The following is a 22325-nucleotide window of genomic DNA, read 5'->3' as shown; positions in this document are numbered from 1 at the left end:
CGCCCGCAATACGCGTGGGGGGCGACCATCATGCGGATCCGCTCGACCGGCAGACGGCCCGACCGGCATACGGATCCGCGCGGAAGTCAGGAACGCGCGGCGTCGGCGATGGTCCGGGCTTCCGCCGCCCCGGCCGTCATCGCCCGGCAACTCAGCACGATCCAGTCGGCGAGCGCCTGCGGATCCCCGGTGGCGAACAGCGCGGAGAGTTCCCGGTAGTCGCCGAGATGACGCAGCCACGACACCTCGGGCACACCGAGCAGATGCGGATCGAGCCCGGTCGACGCCGTCACCAGCCGCGACGCCCCGCGCGCGACGACCGCGTTCCCCTTCTCGAACGGGGCCAGCGCCAGCAATTCGCCGTGCACGACCGCCGCCAGTACGGCGGCGGGCACCTGCGTCGCGCCGGTGACCAGCTGGCCGAGCAGATCGAGCCGCTGCGCGATGTGCGGCTCGGCCCGCGGGCGGCCCAGCTCGGTGTCGTCGTCGACCAGTTCGGCGGCGGCCAGCGAGTGCAGCCGGGCGAGCGACCGCATCGGTGCGCGCCGGAACACCGCCACCTCCCGATCGAGGGAGTCCGGGTCGAGGGCCTGCGCCACGCGGATCGCGCCGGCCATCACCGGATCGTCGAAGTCGTGCTCACGGTTCAGTTCGGTGGTCGCGCCCTCCATCGCGGCCGAACTACGGCCGCCGCGCCACGACGACTCGCGCGAGGTCTTGTCCCACCCCCGCAGATTCACCGGATGACGGTGCACGGCGGCCAACGCCTCACCCGCTTCGGCGGCGGCCTCGGCCACGCCGGGGAGATCGAGCAGGGGGGCGAGCGGATCGGCGGTCACCCGGTTCAGGGTAGTCGGCCACCGACCGCCCGGAACCGACCGCTCACCGCGCGCAACCCACCCGCAACCTATGCACGACTACCCTCAGCGACGCCAGTGACTACCCTCACAGATGTCGGGCTCCGGTGCTCTGCACCATGCCCCGTGCATAGCCTCACCTTCAGCACGCTCCACCGAAAGGCAGCCGATGTCCACCACCGAGCAGGTCTATCCCCCGTCCCCGGAATTCGCCGCGCAGGCCAACGCCACCGAGGCGATGTACGCCCGCGCCGAAGCCGATCCGGACGAATTCTGGGCTGAGCAGGCGCGGAACCTGGACTGGGCGACGCCGTTCAGCACCGTCCTGGACTGGTCGGATGCGCCGTTCGCCAAGTGGTACTCGGACGGCAAGCTGAACGTGGCCGTCAACTGCGTCGACCGCCATGTCGCCGCCGGTAAGGGCGACCGCGTCGCGATCCACTGGGTGGGCGAGCCCGGCGACAGCCGCGACATCACCTACAGCCAGCTCAAGGACGAGGTGTCCCGGGCCGCGAACTACTTCGCCGCGATCGGTCTGCAGGCCGGTGACCGCGTCGCCGTCTACATGCCGATGGTCCCCGAGGCGATCATCGCGATGCTCGCCTGCGCGCGCATCGGCCTGACCCACTCGGTGGTCTTCGCCGGCTTCTCCGCCGCCGCCCTGCGCTCGCGCGTCGACGACGCCGAGGCCAAGGTGGTCATCACCACCGACGGTCAGTTCCGCCGCGGCCAGCCCGCCGAGCTCAAGACGCACGTCGACGAGGCCCTGGGCACCGGCGACGACGCCGCGCCCTCGGTGGAGAAGGTGATCGTGGTCCGTCGTACCAACCACGACCCGAACCTGCCGTGGGTCGACGGTCGCGACGTCTGGTGGGAGGACACCGTCGGCGAGGCATCGCCGCACCACGAGCCGGAGGCGTTCGACGCCGAGCACCCGCTCTTCCTGCTCTACACCTCCGGCACCACCGGCAAGCCGAAGGGCATCGTCCACACCTCCGGCGGCTACCTGACGCAGGCCAACTACACCTTCCACAACGTGTTCGACCACAAGGAGGGGCGCGACGTCTTCTGGTGCACCGCCGACATCGGCTGGGTCACCGGGCACTCGTACATCGTGTACGGCCCGCTCTCCAACGGCGCGACCGAGGTGATCTACGAGGGCACCCCGAATTCGCCGGACGAGCACCGCCACTTCAACATCATCGAGAAGTATGGCGTCACCATCTACTACACGGCACCCACGCTGATCCGCACCTTCATGAAGTGGGGCCGCGCGATCCCGGATGCCCACGACCTGACCTCGCTGCGTCTGCTGGGCAGTGTCGGCGAGCCGATCAACCCGGAGGCGTGGCGCTGGTACCACGAGGTGATCGGCGCGGGCCGCTGCCCGATCGTCGACACCTGGTGGCAGACCGAGACCGGCGGCATCATGATCGCCCCGCTGCCCGGCGTCACCGCGTGCAAGCCGGGCTCGGCGATGCGGCCGCTGCCGGGTATCAGCGCGAACATCGTCGACGACAACGCCAACCCGGTCGGCGCCGGCGAGCAGGGGTACCTGGTGCTCGACCGCCCGTGGCCGGGCATGCTGCGCACCATCTGGGGCGACCCGGAGCGTTTCAAGGACACCTACTGGTCGCGTTTCGCCGACGAGGGCTGGTACTTCGCCGGCGACGGCGCCCGGTACGACGACGACCACGCCCTCTGGGTGCTCGGCCGCGTGGACGACGTCATGAACGTCTCCGGACACCGCATCTCCACCGCCGAGGTGGAATCGGCGCTGGTGGCGCATCCGGCCGTCGCCGAGGCCGCCGTGATCGGTGCCGCCGACGAGACCACCGGCCAGGGCATCGTCGCCTTCGTCATCCTGATGGAGGGCGTGGCGAACGACGGCGAGACGCTGATCGCCGAGATGCGCAACCAGGTGTCGATCGACATCTCGCCGATCGCCAAGCCGCGCGAGATCAACATCGTGCCCGAGCTGCCCAAGACGCGCTCGGGCAAGATCATGCGCCGGCTGCTGAAGGACGTCGCCGAGGGCCGCGAACTCGGCGACACCTCGACGCTGGTGGATCCGTCGGTCTTCGAGGCGATCCGCGCCAAGCGGAGCTGACACCCCGGACGATACCCATCCGGTCGCGCGACTCCACTGGACGCCGCGCGACCGGATGCGCGATCCGGCCCAGAGTTTCTGGACGGTTTCTCCCAAGCACACGCTGCTCACGCACCTGTGCTCTGGCCGCGAGCCCGATCACGGAGCAACGCGCAGGGTGACATGACGGCCAGACCTCGTACTCGGCGCGCTTCCAGTCGTCGACCGCGCGCCCCGACCATGGGGAGGGCGAACTGAACATCGGAACGGGCCGCCCCGCGATCGGCACCTTCGTCACGCACCGCAGGTCGTTCGACGCTGCCGATGCACCTGCCACGATGGAAGGCCGGCGCGAGAAGCCGTACGTGAGAAGTCGCTACCGCTGGGCGGGCGCAAAGCGGTCGTGATGAATACGGCGCGTCGGTGACGAAGCAGCCCGAGCAACCCCGATAGCACTGACGCGGGATCGCGGCAAGGAACACTCGGGCCACGCGACATTCGCGCGAGAGCGGAAACGCGGGTGCATTTCGCCGATCCCGTGCTCACCATGGCAGCGGCCGCCGAACGAGCACCGACTGGTCTCCGGCACCGGCCGAGTCGGTTGACACCGACTACCCGAACGAACTCATCGACAATGGGGCATCGTGTCCCCGGCGTGGCCGAGCAGTCACCCGCCACCGCGACCCGGATGGAAATCGCTCAGACCCCCGTCCAAAGCGTGGGCGAGACGCCGACACCGGCCACATCGATCCGAACAGGATTCGGCACCTTCCCAGATCGCAGGTCCGAAGAATTCTGAACCAGAATTCGATTTCCCTTCTCTACCTGCACGTTTGAGATTCGTACTCTCCAAGCGTCGACCTCACACTCCTACCGTTGCTTTGAGCTCCACACCGGAGCTCAACTCGACAGAACCCAAGCGAATCCGGAGTGACGATGCGACCCGCTTCGACCCTGCTACTCGCCGTGATGGGCGTGCCGTGCGGCATGGATCTGATCGACCCCCCCAGAACGAAGGAAACACGATGATCACCGCACGACAGAGACTTGGAGTCCTGACTTCAACGCTCTTGGCTGCTGTCGGCTTGGCCTCCGCAGTCGGTTTGTCAGAAGCGACGGCGGCGCCACCGGCCCCCGCGTATCACGACTTTCGGACTGGATCGCAATACTGGGAACACCAGAACAGCGTCGCCAGGTTCACCGCACAAGTCGACCCTGGCGCCAAGCGCTTCATGTGGAGTCTGAAGCTGCAGCCGTCAGTACAATCGATCGTCTGGGCGAACAAGATGGCGTGCACCACCACCATCTCGCCGATCGGTGGATACCGTGACGACCACAGCTGTATTCCCGCAGACTACCTGCTGCACTCGAGTCTCAATTATCGGCCGGACGTACTGCATCAGCTCCGCAGCGCATGCACGTTCCAAGTGATGACAAAGACAGGTCTGCAGCCAGGGCGAGTCGACACCGCAATCGATTTCAGGGCGTAAGGGGTCGGATTTGTCTTTGAACGCAACGTACCCCCGGCTCCCTGGGGTGTGGTCAGCCGCGGCATGCCGCGTGACTCGCGATCTCGCGGGACTCACTCCGTCGTTCGACCAAGATGGGGTCGGGTGGTCCTTCGAATACCTTGGCAACGGCTACATCGCATTGGGCATTCTGCCGCTCAGCGAATCGGATGGGGTCTCGGGTTTCCTCGTCGGCAACGGGTTCCACGGCGCCGAGACGGACGAGGAGGCCGCGACGGCGGCGGTCGCGGAACTCGTACAAGACCAACTCGCTGGACACCACCACGTTCAGTGGCCCGTGCCTGAAGGCGGGTCCGCCCCGCTCCATCCGGAACTCCGAGGTGGCGTGGCGGTGTGGACGAATCGAAGCGGTGTCCACTGCGAGATCGGCAGATTGAACCCGTCTAAGTGAAGGCCGACAGGCAAGGTAGCGTCGCGCAGCGGTCTTGGCGCCGTCGCCGTTACGCGGCTCGTCGTCGATACGCCGGCCCAAGTCACCGGCCTCGACCCGAGAGGTCCGGTCAGCTCGGCGTCAACGCCGCGCTCCAGGGCGGCCTTCATCGACGAGCCTGGCAGACCGGCGTCGCCAGTCGGTTCTTCTCGACAACTCTCACCGAATCGCAACCTCGTGCCGAACCCCGCACGGCGCCGGTCGACAACGGGTTTCTCGTGGAACAGCGCGACGAACCACGACCGCGCCGCCTCCCCAAGCCCCTGCCATGGCAACATAAGAGTCCAACAGCCGAGGCGACAAGGGAGAGCCGTGAGCGGAGATCAGGACACCTGGCCGAAGGAACCGAGCGACGCCCCTCGTGCGCCGTCGATCCCGATGACCGATGCGAACCTCGGGCGTGACGGACAGCCGACCATCGGCAATCTCGTCAAAGAGGCCACCGCAAGCGCGTCGACCCTGGTCCGCGCCGAGATCCAGCTCGCCAAGACCGAACTGATCGGGGAGGCCAAGAAGGCGGGCGCGGGCACCGGCCTGATGGTCGTCGCCGCCACCCTTCTCCTCTACGCGAGCCTGTTCTTCTTCGTGTTCCTCGGTTTCCTGCTGGATCTGTGGATGCCGACCTGGGCCGCTTTCCTCGTCGTCTTCCTGATCCTGCTGCTGGTCTCGATCGGTCTGATCGCCGTCGGCTACGTGCTGTTCCGCCGGCTGCGCAAGCCGGAGAAGACCATCGAGTCCGTCCAGGAACTCGCGACGGTGATCCCGGGCCGCGGCGAGCCCGGCGCCTCGGGCGCCGGCTACGCGCACCCGCAGATCCCGCCCGCGCGGGGCACCGGCCGGAGCTGACTCTGGCCACGCTGTCCGGCCCGCCCGATGCCACGCAGGTGCGGTACGACGGCCCGTGGCATCACTTCGACGTCCGCGCCAACGGGCTGCGGTTCCATGCGGTCGAGGCGGTGGCCGGGTCGATCGCCGACCGGCCGCTCGCGCTGCTGCTGCACGGGTTCGGTGAGTTCTGGTGGAGCTGGCGGCACCAGTTCGACGCCCTCAGCGCCGCCGGCTACCGCGTGGTCGCCGTCGACCTGCGCGGCTACGGGGACTCCGACAAACCTCCGCGCGGCTACGACGGCTGGACGCTGGCCGGCGACACCCACGCCCTGATCCGGGCGCTCGGCCACACCCAGGCGACGCTCATCGGGCACGCCGACGGCGGTCTGGTCTGCTGGGCGACGGCCACCCTGCATCCCCGTTCGGTGGCCGGGATCGCGGTCCTCGCCTCCCCGCACCCGCGGGCGCTGCGCCAGTCGGTCCTGATGAACTCCGCGGAGCGGTCGGCCTTCCTGGCGCCGTTCCTGCACAACCAGCTGCCCCGGCTCGGTGAGAAGCGCCTGACCCGTGGGAACGGTGCATTCATCGAAGAGTATTTCCGGGAGCGCTCGGGCGAGACCTGGCGGCACACCCCGGACTTCGCCGATGCGATCGCCCGCAATCGGCTGGCCATCCAGATCCCGGGCGTCGCGCACTGCAGCCTGGAATACCGGCGCTGGGCGTTCCGCTCGCAGTTCCGCGGCGACGGCCGGCGCTTCATGGAACTGATGAACAAGCGGCTGCACATCCCGGTGCTGGCCCTGCGCGGCCGCGAGGACGACTACATCCTCGACTCGGTGATGGCCGGCAGCGGTCACTGGGCGTCGCAGTTCGACTACCGGATCATCCCGGCGGCCGGGCACTTCGTCCACGAGGAGAACCCGGACGCGGTCAACGCCGCCCTGCTGGGACTGCTGGAGCACTGAGCCCTGCGCGCGTAGCAGCGGGTCGGTACGGAAGCAGCGCCCGCGAGCGCTGCTTCTGCGCGCGGACGCTGCCACGTCCACCATCCCCGGCGGCACCGCTGCGGGAGCGTCAGCGCGCGAGGCACTCGGCGGTGCCGACCTGGGCCTGCCGCTTCTCCGAGGCCGCCACGTCGGCCTCCACCTGGCTCGCGGTGAGCACGAACCCGGTGTCGTCGGCGACGTTCTCCGACGCCCCGAACACCACCCCGAGAACCGTGCCGTCGGGGGCGATCATCGGCCCGCCGGAATTGCCCGACCGGATGGTGCCGCGCACGGTGTACACCTTGCGCTTGACCTTCTCCGGGCTCTGATAGATGTCCGGCCCCACCAGGTTCACCGTGTTGCGGACGCGGACCGGGGTGACGGTGAAGGGGCCGTTCTCCGGGTAGCCGAGCACGATCGCGTCGTCGCCGGTGACCGCGGAGCGCTGCGAGAACTTCAGGGCCGGCGCGGTGAGGCCGGGGACGTCGAGCACGGCGACGTCGTTGCGGGAGTTGAACCAGACCACCTTCGCCTCGTACTCCCGGCCGTTCGGGGTGCGGATCGCGACCTGGTCGGTACCGGCGACGACGTGGGCGTTGGTCATCACCCGCTCCGGCGAGATGACGAAACCGGAGCCCTCCAGCGCCTGCCCGCAGCCGTGCGCGACCCCGAGGATCTTCACGACGCTGGGCCGGACCCGGGTGACCACGGCGGCGGTGTCCAGGGTCTGGTCCGGCGGGTCGACGGCCGCCACCTCGGTCTCGCCGAAGGGGCTGATCACCTGCTTGAGACCGGAGCTGTCGATGAGCGCGGTGAAGTCGCCGGGCAGGCCGCGCATCCAGTTCGGCGCCACCTTGTCGACCGCGCCGATCACCCGGGAGCCGTCGACGGCCTCGGCCAGCCGGGTCTGACTCGATTCCCGGATCGGGATGGCCACCAGCCACGCGACGATCAGGATCGCCACGAATTGCAGCACCGACCCGATACAGCTGTCGACCCGGCGCAGCCGCAGCGAGTGCAGGCCGCTGCGGGCCGCGCGGCCGATCACCATTCCGGAGACCTCGCCGACGATCACCAACCCGACCAGCAGGAGCAACGCCACCAGCAGACGGAGCCGCGGGTCGTCGATGCGGGTCACCACGTGCGGAACCACCAGGATGCCCGCGATCACGCCGACCACCACGCCGAGGAAGGCCAGCGCCGACGCCGCGGCGCCGGCCCGGTAGCCGCCGATCGCCGCGAGGAGCGCGATCGCCAGGACCAGGACGTCGACCCACACCGAGCCGCTCACCGGCGCGCCCGCTGATCGTCGCCGGGCTGCGGACCGAAGCCGGACACCTGGCGGCCACCGGTCTCGGCGATCATCTGTTCCAGCGGGCGCACGTCGTGGGTGTCCCACGGCACGTCCCAGCCGGCGCACGCGCTGATGGCCGCCAGCAGTCCGCCGGTGAAGCCCCAGACCAGCATGCCGTCGTACAGGAACGCCGGGCCCTTGTACGCCGTGGCACCGACGATGGTCCGGCTCACCTGGAAGCGGTTGGCCGGATCGAGGATCTCGCGCAGATTCACCCGCACCACGCGTGCGGTCTCCTCGTTCACGACGCCGACCTCGCTGGGCACCGCCTCGTGCCCGATCACCGGCATCACCTCGAATCCGGACGGCACCGGGAAGGTCGGCAGCTGCGCGAGCACCCGGACGCCGTCGGGAAGCAGGCCCGTCTCCTCGCGCGCTTCGCGCAGGGCGGTGCCGACCGGGTAGTCGTCGCCGGGGTCGCGGCTACCGCCCGGGAAGGCGATCTGGCCGCTGTGCGTGCGCATGGTCGCCGCTCGTTCGGTCAGCAGGATTCCGGCGTCGGCGGGCAGCCCGCCGGGATGATCGTGTGCCGCCTCGAACGCCCCGCTGAACAGGACCAGCACCGCCGCGGCGCGCTGCGCCCGGAACGCCGACGCCCAGCGCGCACGGTCGCCGCCGCGCCGCAGTACGGCCTCGTTCACCACTCGCGGATCGTCGGTCACCGCGCGCAGCCACGGCGGGATCTCCGACCGGTCCACCAGCGCGCCCGCCGGCTCCGCCGGCCGCCGCGTCACGAGCCGCCCCCGGACACGTCCACGCCCAGATCGGTGCGAACCACGGCGGCGAGGTCGTCGTACGAGCCGAAGACCCGCGGCAGCACCGCGGCCACCGTGCCGTCGGCGCGGATCAGCACCGTCGACGGGTAGACGCGCGGCGCGCGGAGCGCACCGGCGATGTCGCCGCGCGGATCGGCGACGGTCGGCAGGTGCACGCCGAGTTCCTTCAGGAAGCTCAGGATCGCGTAGGGCTTGTCGCCGCCGTCCCGCGAGTGCACGGCGAGCACGTCGAGCCGGTCGCCCGCGCGACGGTAAAGCTCATCGAACAGGGGGAGTTCACGGCGGCACGGCAGGCACCAGACCGCCCACAGGTTGATCACCGTCGGCCGCCCGGCCGTGGCCTGGCCCAGATCGATCGGCTTCCCGTCGGCGAGGCAGATTCCCGACACGCCCTTCAGCGCGGCGTCCCCGGGGACCGGCGCCCCGCTCTGCGGGCACGGTGCGAGCGCGGCATCGGTGCGTGCCTGATTGAGCATGCCCGCCGAGACGGCCTCATCGGTCACCCCGCCGGTCAACGACGCCGGGTCCGGTCCGGATGTCGCCGAGTCGCCGTGCACGCGGGGCCAGAGCGCGAAGATCAGGGCAGCCATCACGATGACGAAAGCGAGCATCGCCTTGGCGCCCGGCGACTTGAGCACGCTCATGCGCTTTCCCCGCAGGCCTCGGCGCCGAGTCCCGCGAGCGCGAGGAGATGTTCGGTCTCCGGGCCCTTGACCAGTGCGGCGGCCTGTTCCGGGTCGGTGGGACCGAGACCGTACGACGGGCAGTCGCGCGCTAGCAGACACACCCCGCATGCCGGCTTGCGCGCGTGGCAGATCCGTCGCCCGTGAAAGATGATCCGGTGCGAGAGGTCGGTGTACTCGCGGCGCGGGAACAGCTCGGCGATCGCGCGTTCCACCTTCACCGGATCGGTCTCGGTGGTCCAGCCCCAGCGGTTCACCAGGCGGCCGAAGTGGGTGTCGACGGTGAGGCCGGGAACGCCGAAGGCGTTGCCCAGCACCACGTTCGCGGTCTTGCGGCCGAAGCCGGGGAGCTTCACCAGTTGATCGAGTCTGTTCGGCACCACGCCGTCGTAGTGTTCCACCAGCGCCTGGCCGAGCCCGATGATCGAGTTCGCCTTGTTCCGGTAGAAGCCGGTCGGGCGGATCATCTCCTCCAGTTCGGTGCGGTCGGCACCGGCGTAGGCCCAGGCGTCCGGGTAGCGGGCGAAGAGCGCGGGGGTGACGGAGTTGACGCGCACATCGGTGCACTGCGCCGAGAGGATGGTCGCCACCGACAGTTCCAGCGGCGTGGTGAAGTCGAGTTCACACCACACTTCCGGGAATTCCCGTTCCAGGACCCGGTACATCCGGCGGGCACGACGAACCAGGCCCAGACGGGTCTCCGTTTTCCGCGCGCTCACAACAGTCCAGGCTACCGACCGCGCGGGTGCGGCAGCACATTCGCCGGTCAAGTCACAACTCGGTGACGAGCGGTCTCCCGGTTTCCGGCCGCGGCCGGCACTGTGTTTTCGTGGAGCACATGCAAGGTCTGGCAGTGATCGTCTTCCCCTTCCTGCTGATGCTGTTCGCCCTGGCGATGGAGAAGGTGCAGCACAATCTCGACCGGTTGACCGTCGGCGGCGGCCAGGTGGACGAGTTCCTGGAGAGCGCCGACGACACCGACGTCTCGAATCTGGCCAAGACCGGGCTTCCGGCCGCGCTGGACGAGCTCCGCAACCGGCGGCGCGGCACCGATCATGGTGACGAGGATTGACCGTCCAGTCGGCCAGTCGCGCGTTTCAGTGACTCTCGCAACAATTACACTCGACGATCGAGTAGCCTGAATCACTGCAGGTTGCCAATGCTGTGATTCGAACGAGAGAGGTTCGTACGTGGACGAGATTCTTGCCCGGGCGGGTATTTTCCAGGGGGTTGAGCCTACCGCCGTGGCAGCGCTCTCTTCCGAGCTCACGGAGGTCGAGTTTCCCCGCGGACACGTGATCTTCCACGAGGGCGAACCCGGCGACCGGCTCTACATCATCCTGTCCGGCAAGGTGAAGCTCGGACGACGCTCCCCGGACGGCCGCGAGAACCTGCTGACCATCATGGGACCGTCGGACATGTTCGGCGAGCTGTCCATCTTCGATCCGGGCCCGCGCACGTCGTCGGCGACGACGGTCACCGAGGTCCGCGCCGCCACCATGGACCGCGACGCCCTCAAGAAGTGGATCAAGGACCGCCCGGAGATCGCCGAACAGTTGCTCCGCGTCCTCGCCCGGCGTCTGCGCCGCACCAACAACAACCTCGCGGACCTGATCTTCACCGATGTCCCGGGCCGCGTCGCCAAGCAGCTGTTGCAGCTGGCTCAGCGCTTCGGGACCCAGGAGGGCGGCGCACTGCGCGTCACCCATGACCTGACGCAGGAAGAGATCGCGCAGCTGGTGGGCGCCTCGCGCGAGACCGTGAACAAGGCCCTCGCCGACTTCGCACAGCGCGGCTGGCTCCGCCTCGAGGGCAAGAGCGTGCTGATCGCCGATTCCGAACGACTGGCCCGCCGCGCTCGCTGAGCGCAGACCCCACTCGACTGGAGTACCCGCCACCCCTCACAGGGTGCGCAGGTACTCCAGTTGCGTTTTGACGCTCATCTTGGCCGCCGGCCACAGCTTCTCGTCGACGTCGGCGTAGACCTTGCGGACCACCTTCATCGGCTTGGCTTCCTGCGGCGTCAGCTTCAGGTCGTCGAGCGCCTGCCGGATCTGGTCCAGCCGCTCCTCGCGGTGCGCCTTGTAGAAGCGCGCGATCGGCCCGAGTTCCGGGTGATCGGGACCGTGTCCGGGCAGCAGCGTCGCGTCGGATGCCTCCACGATCAGCCGGTTCAGCGAGTGGAAGTAATCGCCGAGCCCGCCGTCACGCGGGTCGAGCACGGTGGTCCCCCGGCCGAGGATGGTGTCACCGGTGAGGATGGCCCGTTGCCCGTCCCACTCGACCAGAAAGCTCGTCGAGTCGGCGGTGTGACCGGGCGTGTGCAGCACGGTGATCCGCAGTCCGGCCGCCTCGATCACTTCGCGATCGGTGAGCCGCGGGGCGCCGTGGCTGAAGTCGATCGAATGCGCCCGGTGGATCGAGCCGGTCTCCTTGCGCATCCGCTCGATGGCGCCGGTGTGGTCGAAGTGGCGGTGCGTGATCAGCGTCAGTTCCACCTCGCCGGCCGCCTCGGCGACGGTCCGCACGTGCTTCTTGGACCGCCTGGGCCCCGGATCGACCACCACCGAGGTGGGACTCCCGGGGGCGCGCAGAATCCAGGTGTTGGTGCCGTCGAGCTCCATCAGACCCGGGTTGTCCCGCAGCACGACGGAGGCGAACTCGGTGACCGGCCGCACCTGTCCGTAGGCCGGATGGGCGGGGGCGGTCATCTCAGGCCACCTGAACGATCAGTTCCACTTCCACCGGCGCGCCGAGCGGCAGTTCGGCGACGCCGACGGCCGAACGGGCGTGGACTCCGGCGTCGCCGAAGATCTCACCCAGCAGGTCGGACGCGCCGTTCAGCACGCCCGGCTGGCCGGTGAATCCGGGTGCGGAGGCGACGAAGCCGACCACCTTGACGATCCGGACGATGGCGTCGACACCGGCGACGGCGTCGACCGCGGCGAGCGCGTTGAGCGCGCACTGCCGGGCCGCCGCGTTGGCTTGCGCGGGCGTGACGATGCCCTCGGCGCCTTCCGACACCTTGCCGCGCACGCTCAGTTCACCGTCGACCACCGGGAGCTGGCCCGACGTGTAGACCAGATCGCCGACGCGCAGCGCCGGGGTGTAGCTGCCGACCGGGGTGACCACCGCGGGCAGCGTCAGGCCGAGTTCGGCGAGCCGGCCGCTCCATGCATTCGAGGCGCTCATGATCAGTTGGTGGGTCGCTTGAGGTAGGCGACGTGCTGCTCGCCGGTCGGGCCGGGGAGGACGCTCACCAGCTCCCAGCCGTCGGAACCCCAGGTGTCGAGGATGTTCTTCGTCGCGTGCGTCAGCAGCGGAATGGTGGCATATTCCCAGGTCGTCAGATCGCTCATAGCCCAACCTTATCGGTTGATTCTCATGCGGGACAGTGCGGTCGTTAAGGTGAGGTTCGTGACGACTGACCCCTTGACCGCAGGCCACGATCGCTGGCCTGCCGAGGCCCGCGATGCCCGGTTGCACTTCGTGTCCGGCAAGGGCGGAACCGGTAAGACCACCGTCGCCGCGGCCCTCGCCATCGCACTGGCCAGCGAGGGCAAGAAGGTCCTGTTGGTGGAGGTCGAGGGCCGCCAGGGCATCGCGCAGCTCTTCGACGTCCCGCCGCTGCCGCCGACCGACCAGAAGGTGGCCTCGGCCGAGGGCGACGGGGGTGTCTGGGCGCTGTCGATCGACATCGAGCACGCACTGCTGGAATACCTCGACATGTTCTACAACCTCGGTTTCGCCGGGCGCGCGATCAAGAAGGTGGGCGCGATCGACTTCGTGACCACCGTCGCGCCGGGCCTGCGGGACGTCGTCATCACCGGCAAGATCAAGGAGCGCGTGATCGCCACCGATGAGAAGGGCGCGCTGCTGTACGACGTCGTCGTCGTCGACTCCCCGCCGACCGGCCGGATCGGCAACTTCCTGGACGTGACCTCGGCGATGCGCGACCTGGCCAAGACCGGCCCGATCGCCGGACAGAGCGAGGGCGTGGTGCGCCTGCTGCACTCGCGACAGACCTATGTTCACCTGTGCACGCTCCTGGAGGCGATGCCCATCCAGGAGACCATCGAGGCGGTCGACGAGCTGAGCGGCAAGGACCTCAACATCGGCGCGATCTTCGTCAACCGGGTGAGCCCGCACTATCTGCCGGCCGACCAGCTCGATGCGATCGCCGAGGGCGAGGTCGATGCGGTGACGATCCGCGACGACCTGGCCGCCGCCGGACTGTCGCTGAGCGACGAGGATCTGGCCGGACTGCTCACCGAGACCATCGACTACGCGGTGCGGCTGCAGGCGCAGCAGGTGGCACAGGCCGAACTCGACGAGGTCCCGGCCCCGAAGATCGATCTGCCGCTGATCGACGAGCACGTCGACCTCGGTGCGCTGTATCAACTCGCCCGGGTGATGAAGGAGGCCGGCGTCTGATGACCGAGCTGAAGATGGGCGGCGTCCTGCTCGATCCGGCGACGCGCGTGGTGATCTGCTGCGGGTCCGGCGGGGTCGGCAAGACCACCACCGCTGCGGCGATGGCCCTCTACGCCGCCGAGCGCGGCCGGACCGTCGCCGTGCTCACCATCGATCCGGCCCGGCGCCTGGCCCAGTCGCTCGGGATGAGCGAGCTGACCAACGAACCGCAGCCGGTGCCGATCTCGCTGGTCGACGGCACATCCACCGGCTCACTCGACGCGATGATGCTCGACATGCGCCGCACCTTCGACGACATGGTGATCGAGCATTCGACGCCCGAGCGCGCCGAGGCGATCATGAACAACGCCTTCTACCAGACGGTGGCGTCGTCGTTCTCCGGCACGCAGGAGTACATGGCGATGGAGAAGCTCGGCCGGCTCCTGGAAGAGAACCGGTGGGATCTCATCGTCGTCGACACGCCGCCGTCGCGGAACGCACTGGACTTCCTCGATGCGCCGCAGCGGCTCGGCTCGTTCCTGTCCGGGCGGCTGATGCGGATGCTGATCGGCGGCGGCCGCGGGGTGAGCCGCGTGGTGACCGGTGCGATGAGCCTGGCGATGCGCGGCATCGCGACCATCATCGGCGCCGATATTCTGCGCGACGTCGCCACCTTCGTGCAGTCGCTCGATTCGATGTTCGGCGGCTTCCAGGAGCGCGCCGCCCGCACCTACGAACTGCTGACCCGGCCGGGCACCAACTTCGTCGTCGTCGCATCGCCGGAGGCGGATGCGCTGCGCGAGGCGAGCTTCTTCGTCAATCGGCTGGCGCACGACTCGATGCCGCTGAGCGGTCTGATCGTCAACCGCACGCACCCGAACCTGACGTCGATCTCCACGCCGACCGCACAGGCGGCCGAGGAGCGCGTGTCCGACGATCTCACCCGCGGGGTGCTGCGGCTGCACATCGACCGCGCGACCACCGCGCAGCGCGAGCTGCACATGCTGGGCCGCTTCACGTCGGCCAATCCGAGCGTGCCGTGGGTCGGGGTGCCGGCGCTGCCCTTCGAGGTGGCCGACGCCGACGCCCTGCGCGCGGTGTCGGAGCAGATCACCGCTCCGGGCTAGCGAATCGTGCTGGACACGCTTCGTGTCCACCGCGGCGCGGGCCGAGGTGTGTCGAATCCACTCCTCTCGCGGCTCGGTGTCTAGGCGCCGCCGACATCACAACGGCACTGTGACTGCTCACGATCCGGATATGCACACGTGACCCGCCACAGCGCCGTGGTCATGCGGCCGTCGCACCCCGACCGATGTACGAGACATCAGCCGGTCACCCCGGCACCGGGCGGTAGAGCAGGTAGAGGATCGCCGCCAGCAGCCCGATCGCGGCGATCGCCACGACGTTGAGGCCGCCCAGCAGGACGTAGACGAAGAAGACGAGCGCGAGCACCACGACGGTGGCGGTGGCGGTGCGTGCCCAGGCGAAGCCGCGGCGGTTGATCCAGGCGAGGAACAGCCAGAGGGCGACCGCGAGCACGGTCGCGACGATCCAGGCGAGGCGCCACCGGTCGATCGCGTCGTCGATCAGACCGGGAACATCACTCGCGGGCTTGCCGGCATCCCTTGCCGCCCTGGCGAACTCGTCGTGCACGGCGCGGTCGTCGCGCAGCCCTCCGACGAGGTAGATCATGATTCCGCCGAACAGCGCTTGCAGCGCGGCCCCCAGACAGAGCAGGCGGACGACCCACCGCATGGTGGCGGGCGGCCCCGGATTCGCAGCGGACTGGGGCGAGTCGGTCATGGCGCCGACGCTAGGTGACGACGGCGCCGGGACGCAAAGCTACTGCTGCGGTACCGCGGCGAGGTGCTGGCGGCGGCGCTGCGCTTCGAAGAACGCCGACCACGAGGTCACCTCGGGGTGCTGGCGGAGCAGGGCGCGACGCTGACGTTCGGTCATCCCTCCCCAGACGCCGAACTCCACGCGGTTGTCCAGCGCATCGGCGCCGCACTCGAGCTGCACCGGGCAGTGGCGGCAGATGGTCGCCGCCTTTCGCTGCGCGGCACCGCGGACAAAGAGGTCATCGGGGTTTCCACCGCGGCAGCGAGCCTGGGCGACCCACGCGAGGCGGGCTTCGGTATCTCCACCGGACAGAGGGGCCAAAGTCATAGCGGTACTCCGCCTTTCACAATCCATCGACACGCCCGCTGCTCGGGGGTGCATAAGATCCACAATGCAATCTGTCTCTCACTCTTGAAGAAGTGTAAGCCGGATCACTTTTCCGAGCCTATTGAGGGTGGCCCGCCGAACGCAAGTCACAGTTCGGAATTCCGGCATCCGCGACCCGTCGCCGACACGCGGGCAGCACACGGACAGCGACCGATGCCCCGCCACCTGGGTCTCGGCACGTATCCTGGCCGGGTGCGGAACTCCTTCAAACTCCCGGGCGCAGCGCTCGCGCTACTGATGGCCGGTGTCCTGGTCGCCGGGCTGATGTTCCCGTTCGCGTCCGGCGTGGCGATGCTGTCGAACCGGGCGGCCGCCACGATGGAGAACACCTCGTCGGAACTCCTGAACGGCACCGTTCCCGAGGTGACCACGGTGACCGACGTCAACGGCAAGCCCATCGCGCTGCTCTTCGACCAGTACCGGATGCAGGTGGGCTACAACGACATCTCCGAGAACATGATCCGCGCGATCATCTCGGTGGAGGACCGCCGCTTCCTCGAGCACGACGGCGTCGACTGGCGCGGAACCATCCGCGCCGCGCTGAAGAACTCGTCGTCGGGCGAGGTGCAGCAGGGTGCGTCCACCCTCGATCAGCAGTACATCAAGAACTATCAGCTGCTGGTCCTGGCCCGCACCGAGGCCGAGCGCGAGGCGGCCGTCGAGTCGACGCCGGCCCGCAAGCTGCGCGAGGCCCGGATGGCGATGACGCTGGAACGCAGCCTCACCGAGCAGGCCATGCGCGAGAAGGGCCTCGACGAGGCCGCCGCCAAGCAGGACGCCAAGAAGCAGATCGTCACCCGCTACCTCAACATGGTTCCGTTCGGCAACAACGCCTACGGCATCGAGGCGGCGGCGCAGACCTACTTCGGCAAGTCCGCCAAGGACCTGACCGTCGCCGAGTCTGCGATGCTCGCCGGCATGGTCCAGTCCAGCTCGGCGCTGAATCCGTACACCGATCCCGAGGCGACGCTCAATCGCCGAAACACGGTGCTGGACACCATGATCGAGAACTTCCCGGCTCGCGCCGCGGAGCTGCGGGCGGCGAAAAACGAGCCGCTCGGCGTGCTGCCGGAGCCGAAGACGCCGGTGCAGGGATGCATCTCGGCGGGCGACGACGGCTTCTTCTGCGACTACCTGCTGCAATACCTGGCCGAGAACGGTCTGTCCCGCAGCGCCGTCGCCCGCGGCGGTTACACGATCCGCACCACGCTGAATCCGGAGGTGCAGGACAATGCTCTGCGCGCCGCGCAGAGCCAGGTGTCCCCGGACGTCGACGGCATCGCGAACGTCATCAGCATCATCAAGCCCGGGAGCCAGTCGCACGACGTCCTGTCGATGGTCTCCAGCCGCGACTACGGACTCGACCAGAAGCGCAATCAGACCGTGCAGCCGCAGCCGTTCTCGATGGTGGGTGACGGCGCCGGCTCGGTGTTCAAGATCTTCACCGTCGCCGCGGCGATGGAGAAGGGCCTGGGCACCAACACGGTGCTCGGTGTGCCCGCGAACATCGCCGTCAAGGGCATGGGTAACAGCAACGGGGCGTTCGGCTGCCCGCAGGACTACTACTGCGTCAAGAACGCCGGCGCCTACCCGCCGGCGCTCACCCTGACTCAGGCGCTCGCCCAGTCCCCCAACACGACGTTCGTGAACATGCTGCAGCAGGTCGGCGTCACCCCTGCGGTCAACATGGCCGTGCGGCTGGGGCTGCGGTCGTACGCCGCGCCGGGATCGTCGGGCCACGGCGACCAGAGCCTGGCCGACTACGTCAAGAAGGGCAACTTCGGGTCGTTCACGCTGGGCCCGTTCGCGGTCAACGCCCTGGAACTCTCCAACGTCGCCGCCACCCTCGCGTCCGGCGGCGTGTGGTGCCCGCCGAGTCCGGTGGTCTCGATCCAGCAGGTGAAGCGCGACCAGTACAGCAACGCGGTGATGGGCCCGGACGGCAAGCCGGTGATGGTGAACGTCCCGTTCAACCCGCCGAAGTGCGAGCAGGTGGTGGAGAGCGGTCTCGCCAACACCCTCGCGAACGCGATGAGCCAGGACGACCAGCCCGGCGGCACCTCCGCGGCGGCCGCGTCGTCGATCGGCTGGCGCCTGCCGCTCTCCGCCAAGACCGGTACCACCGAGGCCCACCGCTCGGCCGCCTTCCTCGGCTTCACCAACCAGCTCGCCGCGGCGTCGTACGTCTACAACGACGGCTCGCATCCCGCCGGGATCTGCACCTCGCCGGTCCGCCAGTGCTACGACGGCGACATCTACGGCGGCTACGAGCCGGCCCGCACCTGGTTCCGCTCCATGCTGCCGATCGCCGAGAAGTTCGGTCCGGTCCGATTGCCACCGAGTGACCCGGCCTTCGTCGCGGGCAGCAGTCGCGGCCGCATCCCGAACGTCGCCGGTCTCCCGGTGAGCCAGGCGACCTCTCGATTGCAGGAGGCCGGCTTCAAGGTCAACGAGCTCGAGGTGGACAGCAGCAAGCCCAAGGGCACCGTGGTGTTCACGGCACCGTCGGACAGCGCCATGCCGGGATCGACGATCGCCGTCTACGTCTCCAACGGCAAGGAGCAGGAGGGCGGCGGTCCACCGACGTCGAAGACCGTCGACGTGCCCGGCGTGGGGCCGGTAACGATCGAGGTGCCGGGCGGCTGACCGCCCCGGCGCGCGGGGGCGCGACGCGTATCCTCGTGGGCATGGTTTCTGTCCCCCGTGTGCCGGCTCGCGACGCTTCCGAACTGCTCTCCTCCCCCGCCGCGCGGCTCGCTGCCGGTGCCGCGGGTGCCGCGGCGGCGGGTCTGCTGTACTCGACGATGATCGAGCGGAACGCCTTCGCGCTGCGCCAGGCGACGCTGCCGGTCCTGGAGCCCGGGTCGCCGTCGCTGCGCGTGCTCCATCTGAGCGACATCCACATGATGCCGCGCCAGTACCTGAAGCAGTCGTGGATCTCCGAGCTCGCGAATCTGGAGCCGGACCTGGTGGTCAACACCGGCGACAACCTGGCGCATCCGGCGGCCGTCCCGGCCGTCGTGCAGGCACTCGGTGAGTTGCTGACGCGGCCCGGACTGTTCGTGTTCGGTTCCAACGACTACTTCGGCCCGAAGCCGAAGAATCCGTTCAAGTACTTCCGCAAGGACCACAAGCGCACGCACGGTGAGCCGCTGCCCTGGCAGGACTTGCGGGCCGCGTTCAGCGAGCGCGGCTGGCTCGACGCGACCCACGCGATCCGCGAACTGGAGGTGGGCGGCGTGCGGGTCGCGGCCGCTGGTGTCGACGACCCGCACATCGGCCGGGATCGCTACGAGACGGTGGCCGGGCGGCCGAATCCGCTCGCGCAGCTGCGGCTGGGGCTGACGCACTCCCCCGAGCCGCGGGTGCTCGACGCGTTCGCGGCGGACGGGTACGACCTGGTGCTGGCCGGCCACACCCACGGCGGCCAGCTCTGCCTGCCCGGCTACGGCGCGCTGGTGACCAACTGCCACCTGGATCGTTCCCGCGTCAAGGGGGTGTCGCACTGGGGATCGACGATGATGCTGCACGTGAGCGCGGGCCTCGGCACCTCGCCGTACGCGCCCGCCCGGTTCTGCTGCCGCCCCGAGGCCACCCTGCTCACCCTGACCGCGTCGTCGAACGGCGGAGGGGACGACGAGATCGTCGACCAGTCGCTGCCCCAGCTGGCCGGCACGCTGCACTGACCACGAGCCCGGCAGCCCGTCAAACCGACCCGCCCCTCCCTGCAGCCCGTTGCGCCCATCCGGCCCCCACAGCCCGTTGAGCCGATCGAGGCGCTAGCCGAGATCTCGTCGAAACGCCCCCACCGCCCGTCGAACCGACTCGCCCCCACTGCCCCGTCAAGCCGAGCCCCCGCGGCCCGCTGAGCCGATCAGGCTCCGCCACCCGTCAAACCGACCCCGCCCCCGCCACCCGTTGAGCCCATCCGGCCCCCCACAGCCCGTTGAGCCGATCGAGGCGCTAGCCGAGATCGTGTCGAAACGCCCCTCCTACCGATCCGTCTCCACACGGCCTGGCGATCAGGCACCGCGGGAGCAATACGTCGCGGATCTTGCCGGACCGAGATCGGTCGCGTGAATGACGGCGAATCCGGCAGGATCCGCGACATCTGTCGATCGACGGTCGAGGACCGGCCGGCCGGGAACGTCAGAAGTACACGACCATCAGCTGCGCGATCAGCACCTTGGCGAGCATGGCGACCGGGAAGAGGACCGCGTAGCTGACGGCGATCCGCTGGTCGCCGAGCTTACCCATGGCGTAGGCGTACGGCGCCGGATTCAATTGCGACCCGGTGAGGCCGCCCAGGGCGCTCGCGGTGCCGTCACGAAGCACCGTGCGGAGACCGATCACGCAGATCAGCGTGTGGGCGGCGGCGATGGCGATGCCGAGGGTGATGAGCCCGACCGCGTCGCTCTTGAGCGCGGTCACCAGGCCCCCGCCCGCGCCGAGCCCGACCGCGGCCAGGAAGACCAGCAACGAGAACTGGTTGAGCGTGTTCGACACGCCGCCGGGCAGCGTCCACACGATCGGCCCGGTGCGGCCGACGGCCCCCAGCACGACGCCGACGATGAGCGGTGCGGTCGCCGCACCCAGCACGAACGCGCCGCCGCCGGGCAGCGGGATGGACAGGAAGCCGAGTGCGAGGCCGATGGTCAGCCCGAGGCCGAGACCGATCGGATTGATGTCCCCCGCGGCCCGATCGGAGTCGCCGAGGTCGGCGGCGATCTCGGCGAGCCGGTCGCGCGGCGCGGTCACCCGCAGCCGGTCTCCGCTCTGCAGGATCAGGTCCGGAGTGGCGATGATGTCGACGTCGCCACGCCGCACACGACTGACCACGGCGTCGTACCGCTCTTCCATCCGTAACTCGTGCAGCGGACGGCCGACCAGCGCGCGGGTGGAGAGGGTGACGCGCCGGAAGTCGATCGCCGACCGGTCGAGCCAGGGTTCCACCGTGGCGGGCCGGCCCAGCTCGCTCACGATCCGTTCGGCCTCGTCCTCGCGCGCCGTGACGGTGATCAGGTCGCCTGCGGCGAGCGGCTCGGCGTCGTGCGCGACGACGGTGACCGAGTCTCGGGTGAGACGCGAGATCACCGCGTCGTACCGGTCGTTGAACTGCTGCACGGTGAGCCCGGGGTCCCCGACCAGTTCGAGCGTGCGCACGACGATCGGGCTGATCGTCTCCAGATCCGCACCGGTCGGCTTCCGCTGACCCCGCCGGATCAGATAGGTGCAGGCCAGGATGGTCGCGAACACCGCGATCGGATAGGCGACCGCGTAGCCGATCGCGGGCGACGCCGGAGTCTCACCGTCGGCACCGGTGAGCTGTTCCTGCACCGCGCCCAGCGCCGCGGTCGCGGTACCGGATCCGGAGAAGGCGCCGGCGATCATGCCGATGTCGAAACCGAAGGCCTTACCGACGCCGAGTGCGACCGCCGCCATCCCGATGATCGCGACGATCGACACCAGGACCTGGCGCCAGCCGCGGCGGATGGCGGACACGAATGCCGGTCCCGCCGAGACGCCGACCATGTAGCAGAACACGCACAGCGACAGCGCGGTGACCAGGGGCGGCACGGCGACGTCGGGGTCGATCGCCGACAGCGCCAGCGCCACGAAGAGCGCTCCCGCGGGACCGAAGGAGACCGGACCGAACGGGATCTTCCCGACGACGCACCCCACGCCGACACAGAAGAAGATCGCAAGCAGCGGACTGTCGACGAACCAGTGCATCCGGCCCTCCCGGGGTGTCGAGTGGATTCGATCGTAGGCGTTCGATGACACCGCCGACGCCGAACGGGGACGACAGGCCGGATCGGCGCGGGAGCGGGCCGTGGGAGCCCCGCACTGTTAGTCTGAGGATGAAATCAGCACCAGAGCGTCCATTTGCGAGAGCCTGAGTCCGGCGCTCGAGGGGTTGTGATGAGGTCCCGGCGGCACGATGCCCCGGGACCTCTCGCATCGCTGCGGGCGAGTCACGGACGAAACCCGAACCGCCCCTGAAGCATTCGTGAAACGAGGAGAGCCTGACCCGCACTTCTGCCGGTCAGGCTCTCTACTGCTTCTCAACCAAAGCGTCGGGGTAACAGGATTTGAACCTGCGACCTCTTCGTCCCGAACGAAGCGCGCTACCAAGCTGCGCCATACCCCG

At 69.1% G+C, this 22325-nt stretch carries 21 protein-coding genes and 1 tRNA gene; 10 read left to right on the top strand and 12 right to left on the bottom strand.

Annotated elements, in window-relative coordinates; genetic code table 11:
* Positions 1 to 86 precede the first annotated feature (86 nt).
* Positions 87 to 839, bottom strand: a complete 753-nt coding sequence (locus tag MYK68_RS01750; RefSeq protein WP_247865955.1) for an oxidoreductase — start codon at positions 837 to 839, stop codon at positions 87 to 89.
* A gap of 187 nt (positions 840 to 1026) precedes the next feature.
* On the opposite strand from MYK68_RS01750, the gene acs reads away from it, so the two are divergent.
* The 4 genes from acs (at position 1027) to MYK68_RS01730 (ending at position 6698) form a co-directional block, all read left to right on the top strand.
* Complete coding sequence (acs, locus tag MYK68_RS01745; RefSeq protein ID WP_247865954.1) at positions 1027 to 2967, top strand: acetate--CoA ligase; 1941 nt, start codon at positions 1027 to 1029, stop codon at positions 2965 to 2967.
* Between the two features lie 1004 nt (positions 2968 to 3971).
* A complete protein-coding gene (locus MYK68_RS01740) occupies positions 3972 to 4436 on the top strand; it encodes a hypothetical protein (RefSeq protein WP_247865953.1) in 465 nt (154 codons plus the stop codon).
* Between the two features lie 781 nt (positions 4437 to 5217).
* Entirely contained in the window at positions 5218 to 5751 is a 534-nt protein-coding gene (locus tag MYK68_RS01735) for a phage holin family protein (RefSeq protein ID WP_247865951.1), read from the top strand.
* A gap of 11 nt (positions 5752 to 5762) precedes the next feature.
* Complete coding sequence (locus MYK68_RS01730) at positions 5763 to 6698, top strand: alpha/beta fold hydrolase (protein ID WP_247867892.1); 936 nt, start codon at positions 5763 to 5765, stop codon at positions 6696 to 6698.
* A 109-nt stretch (positions 6699 to 6807) separates the two neighbouring features.
* Here the strand turns inward: MYK68_RS01730 and MYK68_RS01725 are convergent, their stop codons facing one another.
* The 4 genes from MYK68_RS01725 to nth are packed head-to-tail and all read right to left on the bottom strand — an operon-like array spanning position 6808 to position 10197.
* Entirely contained in the window at positions 6808 to 8010 is a 1203-nt protein-coding gene (locus MYK68_RS01725) for a MarP family serine protease (protein ID WP_247865949.1), read from the bottom strand.
* Positions 8007 to 8807: an NUDIX hydrolase gene (locus MYK68_RS01720; protein ID WP_247865947.1), complete on the bottom strand. Its 801-nt coding sequence runs from the start codon at positions 8805 to 8807 to the stop codon at positions 8007 to 8009. Before MYK68_RS01720 ends, MYK68_RS01725 begins: the two co-directional genes overlap by 4 nt.
* A complete protein-coding gene (locus MYK68_RS01715; RefSeq protein ID WP_247865945.1) occupies positions 8804 to 9493 on the bottom strand; it encodes a TlpA disulfide reductase family protein in 690 nt (229 codons plus the stop codon). The genes MYK68_RS01720 and MYK68_RS01715 overlap by 4 nt, the downstream gene beginning before the upstream one ends.
* Positions 9490 to 10197 (bottom strand): endonuclease III, encoded by a 708-nt coding sequence (gene nth / locus MYK68_RS01710; protein ID WP_247867891.1) that lies wholly within the window; start codon positions 10195 to 10197, stop codon positions 9490 to 9492. Before nth ends, MYK68_RS01715 begins: the two co-directional genes overlap by 4 nt.
* A gap of 173 nt (positions 10198 to 10370) precedes the next feature.
* Between nth and MYK68_RS01705 the strand changes: the two genes are divergently transcribed.
* Both MYK68_RS01705 and glxR read left to right on the top strand, forming a co-directional pair.
* A complete protein-coding gene (locus MYK68_RS01705; protein ID WP_247865943.1) occupies positions 10371 to 10604 on the top strand; it encodes a hypothetical protein in 234 nt (77 codons plus the stop codon).
* Between the two features lie 118 nt (positions 10605 to 10722).
* Complete coding sequence (glxR, locus tag MYK68_RS01700) at positions 10723 to 11397, top strand: CRP-like cAMP-activated global transcriptional regulator GlxR (RefSeq protein ID WP_247865941.1); 675 nt, start codon at positions 10723 to 10725, stop codon at positions 11395 to 11397.
* A gap of 36 nt (positions 11398 to 11433) precedes the next feature.
* Here glxR and MYK68_RS01695 read toward each other — a convergent pair whose 3' ends face one another.
* From MYK68_RS01695 to sp36, 3 genes are read right to left on the bottom strand one after another with little or no spacing between them, the layout of a single operon-like run.
* Entirely contained in the window at positions 11434 to 12243 is an 810-nt protein-coding gene (locus tag MYK68_RS01695) for an MBL fold metallo-hydrolase (RefSeq protein ID WP_247865940.1), read from the bottom strand.
* Between the two features lies 1 nt (position 12244).
* Complete coding sequence (locus MYK68_RS01690) at positions 12245 to 12724, bottom strand: RidA family protein (RefSeq protein ID WP_247865938.1); 480 nt, start codon at positions 12722 to 12724, stop codon at positions 12245 to 12247.
* 2 nt (positions 12725 to 12726) lie between these two features.
* Positions 12727 to 12891 (bottom strand): Sp36 family protein, encoded by a 165-nt coding sequence (sp36, locus tag MYK68_RS01685; protein WP_247865936.1) that lies wholly within the window; start codon positions 12889 to 12891, stop codon positions 12727 to 12729.
* A 25-nt stretch (positions 12892 to 12916) separates the two neighbouring features.
* Here sp36 and bagA point away from each other — a divergent pair, with 25 nt between their 5' ends.
* Positions 12917 to 13966: an ATPase BagA gene (bagA, locus tag MYK68_RS01680; protein WP_371308235.1), complete on the top strand. Its 1050-nt coding sequence runs from the start codon at positions 12917 to 12919 to the stop codon at positions 13964 to 13966.
* Positions 13963 to 15072, top strand: a complete 1110-nt coding sequence (bagB, locus tag MYK68_RS01675) for an ArsA family ATPase (RefSeq protein ID WP_247867890.1) — start codon at positions 13963 to 13965, stop codon at positions 15070 to 15072. The genes bagA and bagB overlap by 4 nt, the downstream gene beginning before the upstream one ends.
* 205 nt (positions 15073 to 15277) lie before the next feature.
* Here bagB and MYK68_RS01670 read toward each other — a convergent pair whose 3' ends face one another.
* A complete protein-coding gene (locus tag MYK68_RS01670) occupies positions 15278 to 15748 on the bottom strand; it encodes a hypothetical protein (RefSeq protein WP_247865933.1) in 471 nt (156 codons plus the stop codon).
* Between the two features lie 39 nt (positions 15749 to 15787).
* On the bottom strand, positions 15788 to 16114 hold the full coding sequence (locus tag MYK68_RS01665) for a WhiB family transcriptional regulator (RefSeq protein ID WP_247865932.1): 327 nt from the start codon (positions 16112 to 16114) through the stop codon (positions 15788 to 15790).
* A gap of 297 nt (positions 16115 to 16411) precedes the next feature.
* Here MYK68_RS01665 and MYK68_RS01660 point away from each other — a divergent pair, with 297 nt between their 5' ends.
* Both MYK68_RS01660 and MYK68_RS01655 read left to right on the top strand, forming a co-directional pair.
* Entirely contained in the window at positions 16412 to 18820 is a 2409-nt protein-coding gene (locus tag MYK68_RS01660; protein ID WP_247867889.1) for a penicillin-binding protein, read from the top strand.
* Positions 18821 to 18861: 41 nt separating this feature from the next.
* Entirely contained in the window at positions 18862 to 19860 is a 999-nt protein-coding gene (locus MYK68_RS01655) for a metallophosphoesterase (RefSeq protein WP_247865931.1), read from the top strand.
* A gap of 463 nt (positions 19861 to 20323) precedes the next feature.
* Here the strand turns inward: MYK68_RS01655 and MYK68_RS01650 are convergent, their stop codons facing one another.
* Both MYK68_RS01650 and MYK68_RS01645 read right to left on the bottom strand, forming a co-directional pair.
* Positions 20324 to 21907 carry an aspartate:alanine exchanger family transporter gene (locus MYK68_RS01650; protein WP_247865929.1) on the bottom strand — a complete coding sequence of 528 codons (1584 nt, stop codon included), beginning with the start codon at positions 21905 to 21907 and terminating at the stop codon, positions 20324 to 20326.
* A 344-nt stretch (positions 21908 to 22251) separates the two neighbouring features.
* Positions 22252 to 22325 (bottom strand) — tRNA-Pro (locus tag MYK68_RS01645).

It is taken from the genome of Gordonia sp. PP30, from assembly GCF_023100845.1.
GTDB lineage: Bacteria > Actinomycetota > Actinomycetes > Mycobacteriales > Mycobacteriaceae > Gordonia.
Note: the sequence above shows the minus strand (reverse complement) of the source record. Positions and strands in the feature narration are given on the sequence as shown.

What these genes read in the sequence shown, in the direction of transcription:
- acs (WP_247865954.1), top strand. Translation starts at nt 1,027, where the DNA reads ATGTCCACCACCGAGCAGGTCTATCCCCCGTCCCCGGAATTCGCCGCG.
- MYK68_RS01740 (WP_247865953.1), top strand. Translation starts at nt 3,972, where the DNA reads ATGATCACCGCACGACAGAGACTTGGAGTCCTGACTTCAACGCTCTTG.
- MYK68_RS01715 (WP_247865945.1), bottom strand. Translation starts at nt 9,493, where the DNA reads ATGAGCGTGCTCAAGTCGCCGGGCGCCAAGGCGATGCTCGCTTTCGTC.
- nth (WP_247867891.1), bottom strand. Translation starts at nt 10,197, where the DNA reads ATGTACCGGGTCCTGGAACGGGAATTCCCGGAAGTGTGGTGTGAACTC.
- MYK68_RS01705 (WP_247865943.1), top strand. Translation starts at nt 10,371, where the DNA reads ATGCAAGGTCTGGCAGTGATCGTCTTCCCCTTCCTGCTGATGCTGTTC.
- MYK68_RS01695 (WP_247865940.1), bottom strand. Translation starts at nt 12,243, where the DNA reads ATGACCGCCCCCGCCCATCCGGCCTACGGACAGGTGCGGCCGGTCACC.
- MYK68_RS01690 (WP_247865938.1), bottom strand. Translation starts at nt 12,724, where the DNA reads ATGAGCGCCTCGAATGCATGGAGCGGCCGGCTCGCCGAACTCGGCCTG.
- sp36 (WP_247865936.1), bottom strand. Translation starts at nt 12,891, where the DNA reads ATGAGCGATCTGACGACCTGGGAATATGCCACCATTCCGCTGCTGACG.
- bagA (WP_371308235.1), top strand. Translation starts at nt 12,917, where the DNA reads ATGCGGGACAGTGCGGTCGTTAAGGTGAGGTTCGTGACGACTGACCCC.
- MYK68_RS01670 (WP_247865933.1), bottom strand. Translation starts at nt 15,748, where the DNA reads ATGACCGACTCGCCCCAGTCCGCTGCGAATCCGGGGCCGCCCGCCACC.
- MYK68_RS01665 (WP_247865932.1), bottom strand. Translation starts at nt 16,114, where the DNA reads ATGACTTTGGCCCCTCTGTCCGGTGGAGATACCGAAGCCCGCCTCGCG.
- MYK68_RS01660 (WP_247867889.1), top strand. Translation starts at nt 16,412, where the DNA reads ATGGCCGGTGTCCTGGTCGCCGGGCTGATGTTCCCGTTCGCGTCCGGC.
- MYK68_RS01655 (WP_247865931.1), top strand. Translation starts at nt 18,862, where the DNA reads ATGGTTTCTGTCCCCCGTGTGCCGGCTCGCGACGCTTCCGAACTGCTC.
- MYK68_RS01650 (WP_247865929.1), bottom strand. Translation starts at nt 21,907, where the DNA reads ATGCACTGGTTCGTCGACAGTCCGCTGCTTGCGATCTTCTTCTGTGTC.